We start from the raw sequence: 17,443 nt of genomic DNA on the forward strand, positions 1-17,443 counted from the left end.
GTTTATTCATTGTTCAAAAGCACCACCGTTATGTTATCGTCCCCGCCGGCATCCAGCGCCAGCTGTACGAGCAAATCCGCCTTCTCCTGAAGGGGGGCGTCGGTTCGCAGCGTCCTGATCATATCTTCCAAGTCTACTAAATTCGATAATCCGTCGCTGCAAATGACAAGCGTATCCCCCGAGTGCCAAGAAAGCTTCTCGATATCGATCTCCACCTCGGCATCGGTTCCCAGCGCTCTGGTGACAACGTGGCGCCTCGGATGCAACTGCGCTTCCTCGGGCGTAATTTGCCCGCTCTTCAACAATTCATAAACCAGCGTATGATCCTCCGTCAGCTGACGGGCATCCTCCCCGTTCACCAAATAAGCCCGGGAATCCCCGATATGGCCGATTAACAGATGCTCGGCGTCGGCGAGCGCGGCCGTAACCGTCGTGCCCATGCCGCGGTAATGCTCTTTGCTCGAGGCGATTTCGAACACCTTTGCGTTCGCCTGGCGAATCGCTTCGCGCAAATGCCCGGCGCATTCCTCCAAGTTCCCCTCGGCGCAAAGCTTCTCAAGCTCCTGCTGCAAAATTTCCACCGTAATTTGGCTGGCGGTGTCGCCGGCTTGATGTCCGCCCATGCCGTCAGCGACGACGGCAAACGTTAAACCGCCGAGCCCGTTTCGGACGACGGCGCGGTCCTCGTTCACCGAACGAACCCGGCCGACGTCGGATTTATGTGCTGAAATAAGCATTACATTCACCTCGCGGTTGACTCCATATGCTTCGCACGCAGCTGTCCGCAGGCGGCCGCAATGTCGTGGCCCTGCTCTCTGCGGATCGTCGTGTTTACCCCTTTTTCCACTAGAATACGCTGGAATTGAAAAATGTCTTCCCGGCTCGTCCGCTCGTAATGCTCACGCTCGGGCACATAGTTGACGGGAATCAGGTTTACGTGGCACAGCATGCCGGACAGCACGTCGCCGAGCTCCTCCGCATGCTCCGGCCGGTCGTTGACGCCGTTGATGAGCGCGTATTCGAACGTGACGCGCCTTCCGGTTTTCTCAATGTAATATTTCAAAGCGTCCATCACCTGCGCGAACGGGTACCGGCGGTTGACCGGCATCAGCTTCGAGCGGAGCTCATCGTTCGGCGCGTGAATCGAAATCGCCAAGCTGATTTGCGTGTTCCAATCCGCGAAGGCGATAATGCCCGGCACGATGCCGCTGGTGGACACCGTAATGTGGCGCTGGCCGATATTGAGCCCCTTCTCGTGAATCATCGTTTGCAGAAACTGCTTCACATTGTCATAGTTTTCAAACGGCTCGCCCGTACCCATTATGACGATGGAGCTGACGCGCTCTTTCGTTGCATCGAGCAGCTTCTGAGCGTAAACGACCTGAGCGATAATTTCGCCCGCGGTCAAATTGCGCTTCAAGCCGCCGAGCGTCGACGCGCAGAACGTGCAGCCGACACGGCAGCCTACCTGTGTCGTTACACATATGCTGATCCCGTAGTTGTGCCGCATGACGACCGTCTCGATCGCGTTGTTGTCCCACAGACCGAATAAAAACTTTACGGTGCCGTCCTTCGACTCCAGCTTCGTAATTTCGTTCAGCGTCACGAACTGAAATTGTTCCGCCAGCTTTTCCCGCATGCTCTTCGGCAAATTGCTCATTTCGTCGAAGGAGCTTGCGCGCTTGACGTACAGCCAATCGAAAATTTGTCCGCCCCGAAAGGCGGGCTCGCCGTTCTCCTTCGCCCAATCCTGCAAAGCTTCCAGAGAAAGGTCGTAAATAAACGGTTTTTCCGGTTTTATATCTGGATTTTTCATATGGTTGATCCCCGGCCTTTTTTTACCTCTATTGTAATCTGATGTTGCCTATTTTAACACAGGCTTGATTGCTTAGGGCTTATTTCTTGCGAAGCCGCGCGATGAAAAAGCCGTCGGAGCCGAAATAATGCGGCAGAACGCGAAGCTGTCCAGGTGCGATCGCGCACCGGGCGGCGACCTCCTGCGGCACGTAACGGGCAATCGAATCGTCAAGCTCGAACATCGGATATTCCGATAAAAACCGCTCGATCTGCCGCTCGTTCTCTTCCGCATCCAGCGTGCATGTGCTGTACACAAGCGTTCCTCCCGGCCTGAGCAACCCATGAATACTTGTCAAAATGTCGTGCTGCAGCCCGGCGATTTCTTTCACATCCTCCGGGCGTTTCGACCACTTGATGTCCGGCTTGCGCCGAATGACGCCGAAGCCCGAGCACGGCGCATCGAGCAGAACGGCGTCAAAGCTGTTCTCCGGAAACTTGCCGGCCAGCTTCGTCGCGTCGATCGTATGCGTCTCGACATTGGATAATTCGAGCCGCTTGACGTTGCTTTCGATCAGCTCGCGCTTGTGAGGATGAATGTCGCAGGAGACGACCGTGCCCTCGCCTCCCATCAGCTCCGCGAGGTGCGTCGTCTTTCCGCCGGGGGCGGCGCAGCAATCGAGCACCCTCGCTTTCGGAGGCGGAGCAAGAGCCGAGGCCACCAGCATCGAGCTTTCGTCTTGAATCGTGCACAAGCCGTCCTTGTACCATTGCGAATGGGCCATATTGCCCGCACCTTTCACGACGATGCCGGATGGGCTTACGTCGGACGGCTTCGCGTCGATTCCGGCGCTCGTAAGCTTCCGGAGAAGCTCGTCCCGCGAGATGCGAAGCGTATTCGCACGGATGCTCACGCTCGGCGGCTCGTTGTTTGCCGCGGCGATGTTCGCTGCGGTCTCTTCTCCGAATTGACCGATCCATCGCTTCACGAGCCATTCCGGGTGGGAATGAACGAAGGCGATGCGTTCGCTCGCCGTCCAGTCCGGCTGCGGCTGCAGCGGGTCCGGAGTGCGAAGCACGTTGCGGAGCACGGCGTTCACCATGCCGCTGATCCCTTGGTGGCCGCGCCGCTTGGCGATCGCTACCGCCTCGCTGACCGCCGCATGGGCGGGAACGCGGTCCAAATACAACAGCTGATATGCGCTTAAACGAAACAAGCTGCGTACCCACGGCTGCAGCTTTTCCACACCTTTATTGATAAAACGGTTCAGCACCGTATCGAGCGTATTTTTGCGTTGAATCGTACCGTACACGAGCTCGGTCGCAAGAGCGGCTTCCCGCGGCTCGGGGCGATGCTTTTGCAGCGCCTCGTTCAACGCGAGATTGCTGTAAGCGCCCTCCGCCTCGACCGACAGCAGCGCCTGCAATGCCAGCTCTCTCGCTCCGACGGGTCGGGAGCGATTTGCCGCGCGGCTCACGGGGTTGCCTCCCCGAGCCGGTCGCCCGCTTTCAGCTGTCCGCCCCGGACGAAGTCCGCCGCGGGCAGCGCCTTCTTGCCGGCCGGCTGTACCGTCAGCAGGCGGAGAATGCCGTCGCCCGCCGCAACCCGTATGCCGTCCCCATCCGCAGTGACGACCGTTCCCGGCGGCTTGCCCGAAGCCGAGCCCTGCTCCGGCGCCGTCTTCCACACCTTGAACACGTCGCCGTTCCAATACGTAAACGCGCCGGGCCTGGGCGACAAGCCGCGCACTTGGTTGTGAATGTGCGCCGCCGGCTTGCTCCAGTCGATGCGCTCGTCGTCCCGCGACAAATTCGGCGCGTAGGTAGACTGAGCGTCGTCCTGCGGCGTGCGGGTTGCGGTGCCGTCCAATATGGAAGCGACGGTCGGAATGAGCAATTCGGCGCCCGCCGCGCTCAGCTTCTCATACATCGAGCCCGTGTCGTCCTCCGGCTCGATCGGCACCCGGACGACGGAGATCATGTCCCCGGTGTCGAGCCCTTCCGCCATATACATTATCGTTACGCCCGTAACCGTATCCCCGTTCATAACCGAACGCTGAATCGGCGCGCCGCCGCGGTATTTCGGAAGCAGCGAGCCGTGCACGTTGATGCAGCCGTAATGCGGAAGCTCCAGCACCGACTTCGGCAATATTTGGCCGTAGGCGGCCGTTACGATCAAATCCGGCTTGAAGGCGGCGAGCTCTTCCACCGCGTCCGCAGCCCGCAGCTTGACCGGCTGCAGTACAGGAATGCCATGGCGCAGCGCTTCTTCCTTGACCGGCGTCGGCGTCAGCACCCGTTTGCGCCCGACCGGGCGGTCGGGCTGCGTGACGGCCGCAACGACGTTATATCCGGCATCGATCAGCGCCCGCAAGCAAGGTACGGCAAAATCGGGGGTTCCCATAAATACGATCGCGGGAAATTGCGATTTCATCATGCTTCTTCTTCGTCCTCTTCCTTAGGCTCATATACTCGCTCGGCGATGTCGATATACAGCACGCCGTTCAAATGGTCGATTTCATGCTGAAGCGCGCGCGCCAAGTAGCCTGTTGCGTCAACGACGATTTGTTCTCCGTCGCGGTTAAGCCCTTTGACTTTAACGCGGTTCTTTCTTCTGACGTCTCCCTGCAGGCCGGGAATGCTCAAGCAGCCTTCCGGGCCGAACTGCTCTCCGTCCGCTTCCAGGATTTCCGGATTTACGAGCTCGATCAAGCCGTGCTCGTCTCCGATATCGACGACGATGACCCGCTTTAATATGCCGATTTGCGGAGCGGCGAGCCCGACGCCTGGCGCGTCGTACATCGTGTCCGCCATATCGGTGAGCAGCTTCTGAATGTTTGGAGTCACTTTCGGAACTTCTTTCGCTCTCTCTCGGAGAACCGAGTCCGGGTGCTTAACGATGATGCGGATTGCCATAGATTTTGCACTCCTTCTTTTTTTAGGCCGGAATGGCTCAGTTACATGCATGTATGCGTCACATGAGCATCTGGGGGTCTACGTCCAGCTGGATGCTCAATTTCGACTTTCGTATTTCGTCGCGAAGCTCGTCGGCCGCATCCTTTAATGCGTCGATCGCGGCTGTTTCTCCACGATATTTTACCACGCATTGGAATCGATATCTATCTTTCAGCTTCGGAATGGGCGAAGGCACAGGACCGAGCAGCTCCGGAGGACCGTATTCCCAAGCTTTGCGGCCGATGCTGGCCCGTAAGCCTGCAGCGAACGATTCGCTCCACCTCAAAAGCTTCGACGCATCCTCATGGGCGAGCGTGGCGAGCGCCAATCGGCGGTATGGAGGGTAACCGAGCTCCTTGCGCATCGTCAGCTCCCGCCGGGCGAAGGAGCGGTAGTCGTGTTTGGAGGCGTGCACAATGCTGTAATGGTCGGGCGTGTACGTCTGCACGATGACTTCGCCGGCGAGCTCATGACGTCCCGCTCTCCCCGCCACCTGCGTCAGCAGCTGAAACGTCCGTTCCGCGGCGCGAAAATCCGGGATGCGCAGCACCGTATCGGCGCTAATGACGCCGACCAGCGTCACATAAGGAAAATCGAGCCCCTTGGCCACCATTTGCGTCCCCAGCAGCACGTCGGCTTGACGGTTGCGGAACGCCGCGAGCAGCTTTTCGTGGGCGCCTTTCGCAGCCGTCGTATCGACGTCCATCCGGATCGTCCGGATGCCCGGGAACAGCTTTGCGAGCTCCTCCTCCACCCGCTGCGTGCCTGCGCCGAAATGGCGGATATGCTCGCTTCCGCAGCTCGGGCAGGCAGTGGCCTCCCGCTCGGTATAGCCGCAATAATGGCATCTCGAATGGCGGCTCGTCCGGTGGTACGTGAGCGTTATATCGCAATGCGGGCATTGCGCCGTAAAGCCGCACGACCGGCAAAGCACGAAGGTGGAGTATCCTCTGCGGTTGAGCAGCAGCACCGATTGCTCGCCGCGCTCAAGCCTCGCCTCCAGCGCCTCTCTCAGCCGTCTTGAAAACATCGCCCGGTTGCCGTCCTTCAGCTCCGAGCGCATGTCTACGATTTCCACCGCGGGCAGCGGCTTTCCGTTTACCCGCTCCTGCATTTCCAGCAGCGCGTACTTTCCCTGGCGAGCGGCCAAATACGTTTCCAGGGATGGCGTCGCGGAGCCGAGCACGACCGCCGCTCCGTGCATGTTCCCCCGCCGCAGCGCGACGTCTCTCGCATGATATTTCGGCGATTCCTCTTGCTTATAGGAAGATTCGTGTTCTTCATCAATAATGATAAGTCCGATATTCGTAAACGGCGCAAACACTGCAGATCGCGCTCCGATGGCGATCCGCACTTTGCCCTCGGCGATTTTCCGCCATTCGTCATAGCGCTCTCCGGTAGACAGCCTGCTGTGCATGACCGCGACCTCGTCGCCGAACCGGCCTTTAAAGGCGTTCACCGTTTGCGGCGTCAACGATATTTCCGGCACGAGCAAGATCGCTTCGCGCCCCGCGTCGAGGCACGACTGCATCGCCTGCAAATATACTTCCGTCTTGCCGCTGCCGGTTACGCCGTGCAGCAGAAACGCTTCGTGCTTTGACTGGGCTACCGCCGCGCGAATCGGTTCAAGCGCGGATGCCTGCATGCTCGTGAGCGGAAGCGGCTTCGACGTCTCGAAGGTGCGGTGCGCGAACGGGTCGCGGGCAACCTCCGTTTCTTCGACGGAGACAAGCCCCTTCTCCTCGAGCGAGCGAACGGCGCCGGCGCTCGTTCCGGCTGACTTCAGCAGCTCGGCAAGCGCAATCGGCTCGTCGCCGTCCGCAAGCAGCTGCAGCAGCTCCGCCTGCTTCGGCGCCTTCCTGCGGAGCGATTCCGCGGCGGCGAGGAGCGCTTCGGGCGCTTCTCGCCGCGATACGAACAAAGCGAGCTTCTTACCGGCTGCGTCACGGATTTGCTTCTCCTCCGTGACGATCCCTTGATCGACCGCCATCCGCAGCAGCTCGGACCGGTCCGCGAACGTCTTCAGCAAATCCGATTCGGCGGCCGCCCCTTTCCGCTCTATGTATGCGATGAGCTCCGCCATGTCGGACAGCTGCAGTCCTGCCTGCGCGCGCGCCGATTCCGACAAACGGTACACCGTTTCGGTCTTCGTCTTCAGCGCGCTCGGCAGCACCGCAGACAGCGCGGTATGCAGCGTGCACACGTACTTTCGGCTCATCCAGGCCGACAATTCGAGCAAATCCTCAGTGACAGCGGGGGTTAAATCCAGCACGGACTTCAGCGGCCGCAGCTTGTCCGCCGGCGTGTCGCTGGAATCCGCCGTTCCGACTACAAAGCCGTGCAGCAAACGCGGACCGAACGGCACGGCGACCCGCACGCCCGGTCGCACAAGCGGCCGGAGACGGTCCGGCACCGCATAGTCGAACGGCCGGTCCGTTTCCCGGGCCGCTACGTCTACCACTACTTTGGCAATCATTCGTCCGCCTTACCTCTTTCCCGCTCGGCAAGCAGCGCCGCTGCGAGCGCGACGATGCGCTCCGCCGCCTCCCGCTTCGCTTGCAGCGGAAGCTTCTCGACCAAGCCTTCCGCGTTATATATCGAAATCTCGTTCGTATCGACCGCAAAACCGGCTCCAGGCACCGTCACATCGTTCGCTACGATCAAATCGCAATTTTTCTTTACAGCTTTTCCGATGGCAAACCTTTCCAAATCATGTGTTTCGGCTGCAAAACCGATCAATACCTGATGCGTTTTTCGTTTACCCAGCTCCTGAAGAATATCGGTCGTCTTTTCCAATTCGAGCGTTAGACGGTCCCCGTCCTTCTTGATTTTTTTGTCCTCCGCCTTCACCGGGCGATAATCCGCTACGGCCGCCGCCTTCACGACGATATCCGAGCTCTCGTACAAAGACAGGACCGCTTTCAGCATATCCGCAGCCGACTCCGCATAGACGACGTCCACTCCGGACGGCGGTTCGACGCTTGTCCGGCCTGCGACGACGGTAACGCGGGCTCCCCGGTCTCTGGCGGCCTCGGCGATCGCGAAGCCCATCTTGCCCGAAGAATCGTTCGTCAAATAACGGACGGGATCGATGCGCTCCATCGTCCCTCCCGCGGTTACGAGCACCCTTTTGCCGGCTAGCAGCTTGGACGCGCCAAGCATTCGCGTCAGCTCCTCTACGATGTGTTCCGGCTCGGCAAGCCGTCCTTTGCCCGTATATCCGCAGGCAAGAAAGCCTTCGCCCGGCTCGACGAAGCGAACCCCTCGTTCCCGCAGCGTCCTCATGTGGCCCTGTACGACCGGGTTCGCATACATGTGAACGTTCATCGCCGGGGCTGCAAGAATCGGGGCGCGCGTCGCGAGCAGCGTCGTGCTCAGCATGTCGTCGGCAAGGCCCAGCGACAGCTTCGCCAAAAAGTTCGCCGTCGCCGGCGCAACGATGACCGCATCCGCGCGGTCCGCAAGGTCGATATGCGAGATGACCGAGGCGTCCGCCTCATCGAACGTATCCACGATGACCCGGTTGCGGGATATCGCTTGAAACGTCAGCGGCGCAACGAATTTGACCGCGGATTCGGTCATGACGACGTGCACGTCGGCGCCAGCCTGCTTCAGCTTGCTGCATACAGCGGCGGCTTTGTAGGCGGCTATGCCCCCCGTAACTCCTAAAACAATCGTTTTCCCCTGCAGCAAAGCGCTCACTCTCCCTTAGAGAAAAAAATAACAACCGCTGAGGGTTGTCAAGTTTGTTTGGCGTGTGCCGAATGATTTGCAGGCTTGAACGTTACTTTACGCTCTCTTTAGGGCTTTTCTCGACCCGAATATAATCCTGATACAGTTCTTCAAGCGCAACGCCGACATTTTTATGGGATCTCGGAGTGCGGATTTGCGATTTCGCGCCGTCGCGCAAAACGCGCGCCCGTCTGGAAGCGGCCACTACCAGCAAATACTTGCTGTCGGTCTTCTCAAGCAGTTTGTCGATTGACGGATACAACATATGGTTACACCTCGTTCAGCCAAGATTGAATTGCGGGAATCATGCGTTCCTTTTTGCAGTGCTCCGCTTGAATGATGCTCCGAATTCGCTTGCAGGCATCATCGACAACATCGTTAACAACCGCATAATCGTATTGCTCGATCAGCTTCAGCTCTTCGGTCGCCGTCTGCATTCTCGATTGAATGACGCTTTCGCTCTCGGTCCCGCGCCCGGTAATTCGGCTGAGCAGTTCGGGCAGCGAAGGAGGAAGCAGAAATATAAATACCGCTTCGGGGAAATTTCTCTTCACCTGCATGGCGCCTTGGACTTCGATTTCCAAAATGATGTCGCGGCCCTGCTCGATCGTCTCCTCAACGAACCGTTTGGGGGTCCCGTAGAAATTCCCGACGTATTCCGCCCACTCCAACAGCTCCCCACGGTCGATCATGTCGCGGAACCGTTCGCGGGAAGTAAAGAAGTAATTTTTCCCTTCTACCTCGCCGGCGCGCGGCGCGCGCGTCGTTGCGGATACGGAATATACGAGGTCGGGGGCCAGCTCGCGCAGCCTGGCGCACAGCGTGCCTTTGCCCACGCCCGACGGACCGGAGAGGACAAGCAATAAGCCTTTATTCATGAAACCTTCCTCTGCTTTGCTTAAGGTAATAGGTTGGGCAGCTCCTGTCATGCTCGTCATTCGTCGTTATCTTCATCCTTATTGGATAGTCGATGAGCGACCGTTTCCGGTTGAACCGCGGAAAGAATGACGTGGTCGCTGTCGGTGATGATGACGGCTCTCGTTCTCCGCCCGTACGTCGCGTCGATCAGCATATGACGGTCCCGCGCTTCCTGGATGATCCGTTTGATCGGAGCCGATTCAGGGCTGACGATTGAAATGATGCGATTTGCGGAAACAATGTTTCCGAAACCGATGTTAATAAGCTTAATAGCCACAGATGATTCCCCCTGCACCTCTATAATAGGCATTGTTGCCCTCACCGAAGCGGCTCATACCGTTATTCGCACTCCGTGCAATGAATAATCGTTCGGTTACGGCGCATTTCCGCGCTCTTTCTCTATTTCCATTCCTGTATTCTACTTCATTTACAAGGTGGGTACAAGTGGAAAACGGCGATTCGTTCGCTCCCAAATATATTTTGTCAGCTCAACCGTCATTTCGTACGCCATAAAAGGAGTAATGAGATAAATGCCGTTAAACCGCTTCATCGTAACGTCGAGCAGCTCCTTCGAAATGTCGAGGGACACGCGCCGTCCTTCTTCCCCTTCGAGACCGGCCATCCGCTTGCGCACGTCGTCCGACAGCGTAATGCCCGGCACCTCGTTATGCAAATATTCCGCGTTCCGTCCGCTCGTAAACGGCATGATGCCGATAAAAATCGGAATGCGGATATGCTTCGTCGCTTCGTACAGCCGTTCCACAAGCTCAGGATCGTATACGGGCTGTGTCATCACGTAATCGGCGCCGGCGTCGATTTTTTTCTCGAGCCGCTCCACCGCTTTATGAAGATGCCTCACGTTCGGGTTCAGCGCGGCCGCCACCGAGAAATTCGCCTTCTGCTTCAGCGGCTTTCCGGAGAACGACACGCCGTCGTTCAGCTGCTTGATCATGCGGATGATTTCGAACGACGTCAAATCGTACACCGAGCTTGATCCCGGCAAATCTCCGAATCTGGCGGGATCGCCCGTGATGGCCAGCACGTGGTCGATCCCGAGCGCGTGCAGCCCCATCAGATGCGATTGGGTGCCGATCAGATTGCGGTCTCTGCAGGCGATATGGACGAGCGGGCGCATGTTCAGCTTATCCTTCACAAGATAGCCGAGCGCCAGGTTGCTCATGCGCGTCATCGCCAGCGAGTTGTCCGCCATCGTAATGGCGTCGACTCCCGCCTCCTTCAAAGCCCGGGCGCCGCGCATAAACTTGTCGATGCTCAAATCGCGCGGCGGGTCGAGCTCGACGATGACGGTATGCCGCGTCTTCACCAATTCGACGAGCGTCGGATCCTGCTCCGCTTCAGCCGGAACAGCTTCCGCTTTCGGCTTTTCGGCGACGGCGGGAGCCCCGAGCTTCGCGGAAGGAACGTCGGCGGCAGCCGGCTTGCCGGCGCCCTCTCCGGCGTTGATCTTGTCGATCGCCTGTCTTATGGAGCGAATATGCTCCGGCGTCGTTCCGCAGCAGCCGCCGACCAGCTTCACGCCAAGCCGTGCGAATGCGAGCGCGCTCTCCCCGAAATAGTCCGGTCCCGCCGGATACGTAAACCGGCCGTCCACATATGCGGGCAAGCCGGCGTTCGGAAAGACCGAGAGCGGGGCTTCCGGATAACCGCCCAAGCCCTCTACTAAGCGAATGATGCCGTGCGGGCCGATTCTGCAATTGAAGCCGACGATGTCCGCTCCCTCGTCGCGGAGCATGTCGAACGCCTTTCGAACCGGCACGCCGTCCTGCGCGGCGCCTCCGATTTCGACCGCCAGCTGGCATATGACCGGCAAGTCCGTCATTTGCCGCGCAAGCCGCAGGGCGATGATCGCCTCCTGCACCTCATAGAACGTCTCAAGAATAATGCCGTCGATGTCCGTATCCGCAAGCACCTGCAGCTGCTCCTTGAAGGCGCCGCGCACCGCGTCGTCGTCGATCGAAATGCGCTTGCCCGCCCGAATCGAGCCTACGGCGCCAAGCACGAACGTCTCCGGCTCGCAGGCCGCCCGCGCCGCGGCCACGCCCGCACGGTTGATCCGCTCGACTTCGCCTTCCAGCCCGAACTTGGACAGCTTTTCGCGATTGGCGGAAAACGTGTTCGTTTCGAGCACGTTCGCTCCCGCCTCGACGTATTGCCGATGAATGCTCTGAATGACATCGGGCTTCGTGATGTTTAATTCCTCATACGATATGCCGACCGGAAACCCGAGCTGATACAAATACGTGCCCATCGCACCGTCTCCGACCAGCACCTCCCGGTTCATCACATCCAGAAGCTTCCCCTTCGTCATGACGCAACTCTCCCCCTAAACACTTCGTCCGCCGCTCCGGTCATATATACTCTGCCGGTTTCTTCGTCCCATTCGATGGATAGATCGCCGCCCTTTAGCGAAACGGTGCCGGCGCGCTCCATCGTCCCGTTCAATACGCCAGCCACGAGCACGGCGCACGCGCCGGTGCCGCAGGCGAGCGTCTGGCCGGCGCCGCGCTCCCATACGCGCATATCGGCCGCCGTGCGCGACCGCACCGTCACAAACTCTACGTTCGTTCGCTTCGGAAACCATTCGTGCTTCTCCAGCAGCGGTCCCCATACGTCCACCGGAAATTGCGCCGCATCGTCGACCGGTATGACGCAATGCGGGTTGCCCATGGACACTGCGGTAAACGTAAACCGTCTGCCGTCCGCCTCAATCGGCCGGTTCACTACCGGGCTTTCGTCGATCGTCGTCGGAATGCGCAGCCCGTCTAACATCGGCGCGCCCATATCGACACGTACGCGGACGACCTTCCCGCCTTCCGTAAACACCCGAACGGGCTGCACTCCAGCGCCCTTCGTTTCGATCGTCAGCTCATCCGACTCGAAGCCGCCTTGCTCCCAAACGAACTTGGCGGCGCAGCGAATCGCGTTGCCGCACTGCTCCGCCTCCGAGCCGTCCGCGTTAAAGATGCGCATCATCGCGTCCGCCGAGGCGGACGGCAATATATAAACGAGGCCGTCGGCGCCGATGCCGAAGTGGCGGTCGCATAGGCGAACGGCCAGCTCCCCGGCGTCCGCAGGCACCTCCGGGCTTCGCACCACGATAAAGTCGTTGCCGAGACCGTGCATTTTCACGAAATCCATTCTGTTCATCCCCCATTGAAAAAACGAAAACCCCCGAATCGGGGTAAGATTGACCACTTGATTAGCCAATATCATACCGCAAATCGGAGGCAAAGCCTAGTATTTCTGTCGTATTTGAACGCGTACTACAAACTTTGGGCTTTCGCGGGAGATTATCTGGCGGCCGCTCCCGCTCCGCTGCTTGCGCCATACCGGATCGTCCGGTTTTTCTTCGGTTTGGAGAGCAAGCTGCCGAAGCCGAAAAACAGCGTCGGAATCGATGCGAACAGCAGCACCATAATCCACTCCTTCAAGCCGATCGCAACGGTCTTGAAGATCGGCTGCGCCGCCTCGATGTAGATGACGCCGAGAAGCAGCAGCAAGGAAGAAATTACCGCAAGGACAAGGTATTTGTTTTCAAACAGGTTCCGGTGGAATATGGAGCGCGAGCTTCGGCAATCGAACACGTGTATCAATTGCGCCATAACGAGCGTAGCGAATGCGACGGTTTGCGCCTTCGTCAAAGAGTCCGCATCCCCCGCCGTTTGCTGAAGCACAAGCCAGAAAGGAATCAACGTGCATATCCCGATCAATACGCCGCGCGACAATATTTTCCAGCCTAAGCGGCGTGCAAAAATATTTTCCTTCGCGCCTCTAGGCTTATGCTCCATCAAGTCGGCCTCCGGCTGGTCGACGCCGAGCGCCATCGCGGGCAAGCCGTCGGTCACCAGGTTGACCCATAAAATTTGGATCGGCACGAGCGGCAGCGGCATGCCGGCCATCATCGCGATAAACATCGTCAATATTTCGCCGACGTTGGAGGCGAGCAAGTAACGGATGAACTTGCGGATATTTTCGTAGATGCCGCGCCCTTCCTCGATCGCCGCGACGATCGTTGCGAAGTTGTCGTCGCTTAAGATGAGCGCCGAAGCCTCCTTGGAAACATCCGTCCCCGTAATGCCCATGGCGATGCCGATGTCGGCCGCTTTAATCGCCGGCGCGTCGTTGACGCCGTCCCCCGTCATGGCCGCCACGTGTCCGCGGCGCTGGAGCGCCTTCACGATGCGCAGCTTGTGCTCCGGCGAAACGCGCGCATAAACGTATATGTCGTCGGCATGCTTATCGAGCTGTTCGTCGGTCATGGCGGCAAGCTGCGCGCCGCTGATCGTTCTCCCGCCCTTGGGAATCATGCCGAGCTGATCGGCGATCGCTTCCGCTGTCGTCTGATGATCCCCCGTAATCATGACCGTCTTGATGCCCGCGCGGCGGCATTTGACAATCGCCTCTTTCACCTCGCGGCGCGGCGGATCGATCATGCCCGCCAGACCGACGAAGACGAGGTTTTTCTCGGCGTCCTCGAACGCCTCCAGCGTCTCGGTCGGCTTGACGTCGCGGAACGCCAAACCGAGCACGCGTAGCGCGGACTCCGCAAACCCCTCGTTCGCTTCCATCACCTTCTGCTTGAGCGTCCCAGTGAACGGAACGAGCTTGCCGTCCCATAAAATATAGCTGCACTTATCCAGCAGCATGTCGGGCGCGCCTTTCACGCACAGCAGCCGCCCGCCCTGGTGCTCGACCAGCACCGACATGCGCTTGCGCTCCGAATCGAACGGGAATTCCGCAACGCGGCTGTACAAACCTTCCAGGCTGCTTCGCGTTACGTCGGCTTTCGCGCCGAGCACCATGAGCGCCCCTTCCGTCGGATCGCCTTTAATGTTCCATATCGTCTGCACGGTGCTCTTCGCTTTTTTCCGCTTATCCTGCACGACCGTTTCTTCTTTTACGAGCGCCGCGTTGTTGCACAACACGGAAATTTGCAAAAACCTGCGGAGCGCGCTGTCTTCGCGGCAGTCGATTTTTTCCCCGCCTGCTAAGATATGGCCTTGAGGCTCATAGCCTTCGCCGGTCACATCCAACTTCCTTCCGCCAAGCCACAGCTTCGTCACCGTCATTTTGTTTTGCGTAAGCGTTCCGGTTTTATCCGAGCAAATGACGGTCGCACAGCCGAGCGTCTCGACGGACGGCAGCTTGCGCACGATCGCCTTTCGCTTGATCATCCGCTGCACGCCGAGGGCGAGAGCGATCGTGACGATGGCCGGCAGCCCTTCCGGAATGGCGGCGACCGCAAGCGAGACGCCTGCGAGGAACATGCCGTATACCGGCTGGCCGTGCATAATGCCGGCAATGACGACAAGCACTGTCAAAGCGAGCGCCACGCCGATCAATATTTTGCCGAACTGCTCCAAGCGATGCTGCAGCGGCGTCTCCGCTTCCTCGGTGTTGTTGATCAGATCGGCGATTTTGCCCATTTCCGTATGCATTCCGGTACGAACGACAATGCCTTTGCCGGTGCCCATCGTGATCATCGTGCCGAGGAAGCCCATATTGCGCTGGTCGCCGAGCGGAATGTCGTCCTCCGTAAGCGGGCCGATCCGCTTCGATACGGGGACGGATTCGCCCGTTAGCGCAGATTCTTCGGCATACAGGCTATTCGCCTCGATGAACAACACGTCCGCGGGAACGCGGTCGCCGCTTTCCAGCGCCACCACGTCTCCGGGCACCAGTTCACGGGCAGGAATAACGGTCCATTCCCCTTCCCGAAGCACCTTGGCCGTCGGCGCCGACAGCTCCTTCAGCGCCCGCAGCGACCGCTCCGCTCGGAACTCTTGAATAAACCCGAGGATACCGTTAATGATAATAATCGCCAAAATCGTGACTGCGTCCAAATACTCGCCGAGCAAGCCGGAAATGAGCGTAGCACCCATCAAAACGAGCACCATGAAGTCCTTGAACTGGTTTAAAAATAACGTCAGCGGCGAAACGCGAACGCCTTCGCTCAGCTCGTTGGCGCCCAGCTCCTCCCGAAGACGGTCCGCCTCGGCGGTCGACAACCCTCGTTCAGGGTCCAGTCCGTGGATGTCGCAAAGCTCTTTCACGTCCATCTGATACCACGGTTTTTGCGTCATAACCCCTCTTCCCTCCCAGTGGAAATACTTGTACTAGCATCAATGTATTCATGCTTGGACGAGAATATCCCACCTGTTGAGGAACTGTTTCTCTTACCTTTTCGGGCAAAGTGTGGCAATATAGGGGTATTGTCAGGCAAGTCGAGGGAGAGTTGAAAACAATGTCATACGACGGTTTAGTCGTCCGCGCCGTAGTGCATGAAATGCAATCGTTCGTCGGCGGACGAATTCATAAAATACATCAACCGAACGAGCATGAGCTGGTTTGGACCTTAAGAGGCGGCGGCACGACAGCCAAGTGGCTGCTCTCCGCCAATCCGACCTACCCGAGAGTGCACCGGACGGAGCGCAGCTATCAAAACCCGCTGGAAGCGCCGATGTTCTGCATGCTTCTTCGAAAGTATTGCGAGAACGGCGTGATCGAATCGATCGAGCAGGTCGGCATGGAGCGGATCATCCATATTCACGTTCGGCAGCGGGATGAGCTGGGAGACGTCAGCTCCAAGCGAATCGTCATCGAGCTGACCGGCCGGCACAGCAATATCGTCCTGACGGATCCGTCCTCGGGTACGGTGCTCGATGCGATCCACCGCGTTACGCCCGCAATCAGCTCGTACCGCATCATCGTTCCCGGAAGTCCGTACGTCGCTCCGCCCGAGCAGGACAAACGCAATCCGCTGGACGCTTCACCGAGTGAAGTAACCGTCCGCCTGCATTCCGCGGTGAACGACGGGGCCGCACTAACGCCGGATCTAGCAGCGCGGGCGTTGGTGGACGGCTTTACGGGGATCAGCCCGCTGGCTGCCCGAGCCATCGCGGAGCGCGCCGTCTCAAGCCTCGCCGATGGAGAATACGTCGCCGCCGAAGCCGCCGCACATGCGTTCGTTCAAACGATGGAGGCGATTCGCAGCCATCGCTATGAGCCTAACATCGTAGTGCAGGAGCGAACCGGGAAGTCGTACTTCTCCGTCGTTCCGCTGCTTCATATCCGAGGCGAGCGAAAGCAATACCAAGGAATCAGCGAATGCTTGGAGCAGTACTACGGCGACAAGGCGGAACGAGATGCGGTCAAGCAAAAGACGCACGATCTTCACCGCTTTTTGCAAAACGAGAGGAACAAAAACGAAAAGAAGCTCGAAAAGCTCCGCGAAACGCTGAACGATGCGCAGGATGCCGACCGGTACCGCATTCAAGGAGAGCTGCTCAACGCCTACATGCACACGTTCGAACGCGGCGCCGCGCAGGTCGAAGTCGTCAATTATTACGACGAGGAGCAGCGGAGTATGACGATTGAGCTCGACCCGCTGCTTACGCCTTCCGAAAATGCGCAGCGGTATTTCAAAAAATACCAAAAGATGAAAAACAGCCTGACCGCGGTGGAGGAGCAAATGGAGGAAGCGTCCAAAGAAATCCGCTACCTCGAGGATTTGCTGCAGCAGCTGGACGACGCGACGCTGGCCGACATCGAAGAAATTCGCGCCGAGCTTGTCGAAGGCGGCTACGTCCGCAGCAGAGGCGGCCGCAAGGAGAAGAAAGCGCGCCCGGGCGCCAAGCCGCAGCTGCACGGCTTCGTCTCTTCCGAAGGCGTCACGATTTATGTAGGAAAAAACAATACCCAGAACGATTACATCACGAACCGTCTTGCGCACCCTTCCGATACGTGGCTGCACACGAAGGATATTCCGGGCTCGCACGTATTGATCCGCGGCGACCGGTTCGGCCAAGCGACCTTGGACGAAGCTGCGAATTTGGCGGCTTACTTCAGCAAAGCGAAAAGCTCCAGCAGCGTTCCCGTCGATTACACCCAGGTCCGCCATGTGCGCAAGCCTTCGGGCGCAAAGCCCGGATTCGTCATCTATGAACGGCAAAAGACGATCTATATTACGCCGGACGAAGAGAAAGTAAAGGCGATGTCCGCCGGAAAGCAGCAAGGCTGAGGC

Annotated in this window: 14 protein-coding genes; 1 reads left to right on the plus strand and 13 read right to left on the minus strand. The window is 58.7% G+C overall.

Annotated elements, in window-relative coordinates; translation table 11 throughout:
* Nucleotides 1-2 precede the first annotated feature (2 nt).
* The 13 genes from PT964_RS01565 to PT964_RS01625 form a co-directional block, all read right to left on the minus strand.
* Nucleotides 3-737, minus strand: coding sequence for a Stp1/IreP family PP2C-type Ser/Thr phosphatase (locus PT964_RS01565; RefSeq protein WP_274361546.1), 735 nt, complete (start codon nt 735-737; stop codon nt 3-5).
* Nucleotides 738-742: 5 nt separating this feature from the next.
* Entirely contained in the window at nt 743-1,816 is a 1,074-nt protein-coding gene (gene rlmN / locus PT964_RS01570; protein ID WP_274361547.1) for a dual-specificity RNA methyltransferase RlmN, read from the minus strand.
* 79 nt (nt 1,817-1,895) lie between these two features.
* Nucleotides 1,896-3,272 (minus strand): 16S rRNA (cytosine(967)-C(5))-methyltransferase RsmB, encoded by a 1,377-nt coding sequence (gene rsmB / locus PT964_RS01575; RefSeq protein WP_274361548.1) that lies wholly within the window; start codon nt 3,270-3,272, stop codon nt 1,896-1,898.
* Nucleotides 3,269-4,231, minus strand: coding sequence for a methionyl-tRNA formyltransferase (gene fmt, locus PT964_RS01580; RefSeq protein ID WP_274361549.1), 963 nt, complete (start codon nt 4,229-4,231; stop codon nt 3,269-3,271). Before fmt ends, rsmB begins: the two co-directional genes overlap by 4 nt.
* Nucleotides 4,228-4,710, minus strand: coding sequence for a peptide deformylase (gene def / locus PT964_RS01585; RefSeq protein WP_274361550.1), 483 nt, complete (start codon nt 4,708-4,710; stop codon nt 4,228-4,230). The genes fmt and def overlap by 4 nt, the downstream gene beginning before the upstream one ends.
* Before the next feature lie 58 nt (nt 4,711-4,768).
* Nucleotides 4,769-7,225, minus strand: coding sequence for a primosomal protein N' (priA, locus tag PT964_RS01590; RefSeq protein WP_274361551.1), 2,457 nt, complete (start codon nt 7,223-7,225; stop codon nt 4,769-4,771).
* Nucleotides 7,222-8,442: a bifunctional phosphopantothenoylcysteine decarboxylase/phosphopantothenate--cysteine ligase CoaBC gene (gene coaBC / locus PT964_RS01595; RefSeq protein ID WP_274361552.1), complete on the minus strand. Its 1,221-nt coding sequence runs from the start codon at nt 8,440-8,442 to the stop codon at nt 7,222-7,224. Before coaBC ends, priA begins: the two co-directional genes overlap by 4 nt.
* A 91-nt stretch (nt 8,443-8,533) precedes the next feature.
* A complete protein-coding gene (gene rpoZ, locus PT964_RS01600; protein WP_274361553.1) occupies nt 8,534-8,746 on the minus strand; it encodes a DNA-directed RNA polymerase subunit omega in 213 nt (70 codons plus the stop codon).
* Nucleotides 8,747-8,750: 4 nt separating this feature from the next.
* Nucleotides 8,751-9,359: a guanylate kinase gene (gene gmk, locus PT964_RS01605; RefSeq protein WP_274361554.1), complete on the minus strand. Its 609-nt coding sequence runs from the start codon at nt 9,357-9,359 to the stop codon at nt 8,751-8,753.
* A 56-nt stretch (nt 9,360-9,415) separates the two neighbouring features.
* Nucleotides 9,416-9,676: an extracellular matrix/biofilm regulator RemA gene (remA, locus tag PT964_RS01610; RefSeq protein ID WP_138196745.1), complete on the minus strand. Its 261-nt coding sequence runs from the start codon at nt 9,674-9,676 to the stop codon at nt 9,416-9,418.
* Nucleotides 9,677-9,826: 150 nt separating this feature from the next.
* A complete protein-coding gene (locus PT964_RS01615) occupies nt 9,827-11,728 on the minus strand; it encodes a bifunctional homocysteine S-methyltransferase/methylenetetrahydrofolate reductase (protein WP_274361555.1) in 1,902 nt (633 codons plus the stop codon).
* Nucleotides 11,725-12,558, minus strand: a complete 834-nt coding sequence (gene dapF / locus PT964_RS01620; protein ID WP_274361556.1) for a diaminopimelate epimerase — start codon at nt 12,556-12,558, stop codon at nt 11,725-11,727. The genes PT964_RS01615 and dapF overlap by 4 nt, the downstream gene beginning before the upstream one ends.
* Before the next feature lie 152 nt (nt 12,559-12,710).
* A complete protein-coding gene (locus tag PT964_RS01625) occupies nt 12,711-15,503 on the minus strand; it encodes a calcium-translocating P-type ATPase, SERCA-type (protein ID WP_274361557.1) in 2,793 nt (930 codons plus the stop codon).
* Between the two features lie 161 nt (nt 15,504-15,664).
* On the opposite strand from PT964_RS01625, the gene PT964_RS01630 reads away from it, so the two are divergent.
* A complete protein-coding gene (locus tag PT964_RS01630; protein ID WP_274361558.1) occupies nt 15,665-17,440 on the plus strand; it encodes an Rqc2 family fibronectin-binding protein in 1,776 nt (591 codons plus the stop codon).
* Nucleotides 17,441-17,443 lie beyond the last annotated feature (3 nt).

The sequence above is a fragment of the Paenibacillus thermotolerans genome (assembly GCF_028745515.1).
Taxonomy (GTDB): domain Bacteria; phylum Bacillota; class Bacilli; order Paenibacillales; family YIM-B00363; genus Paenibacillus_AE; species Paenibacillus_AE thermotolerans.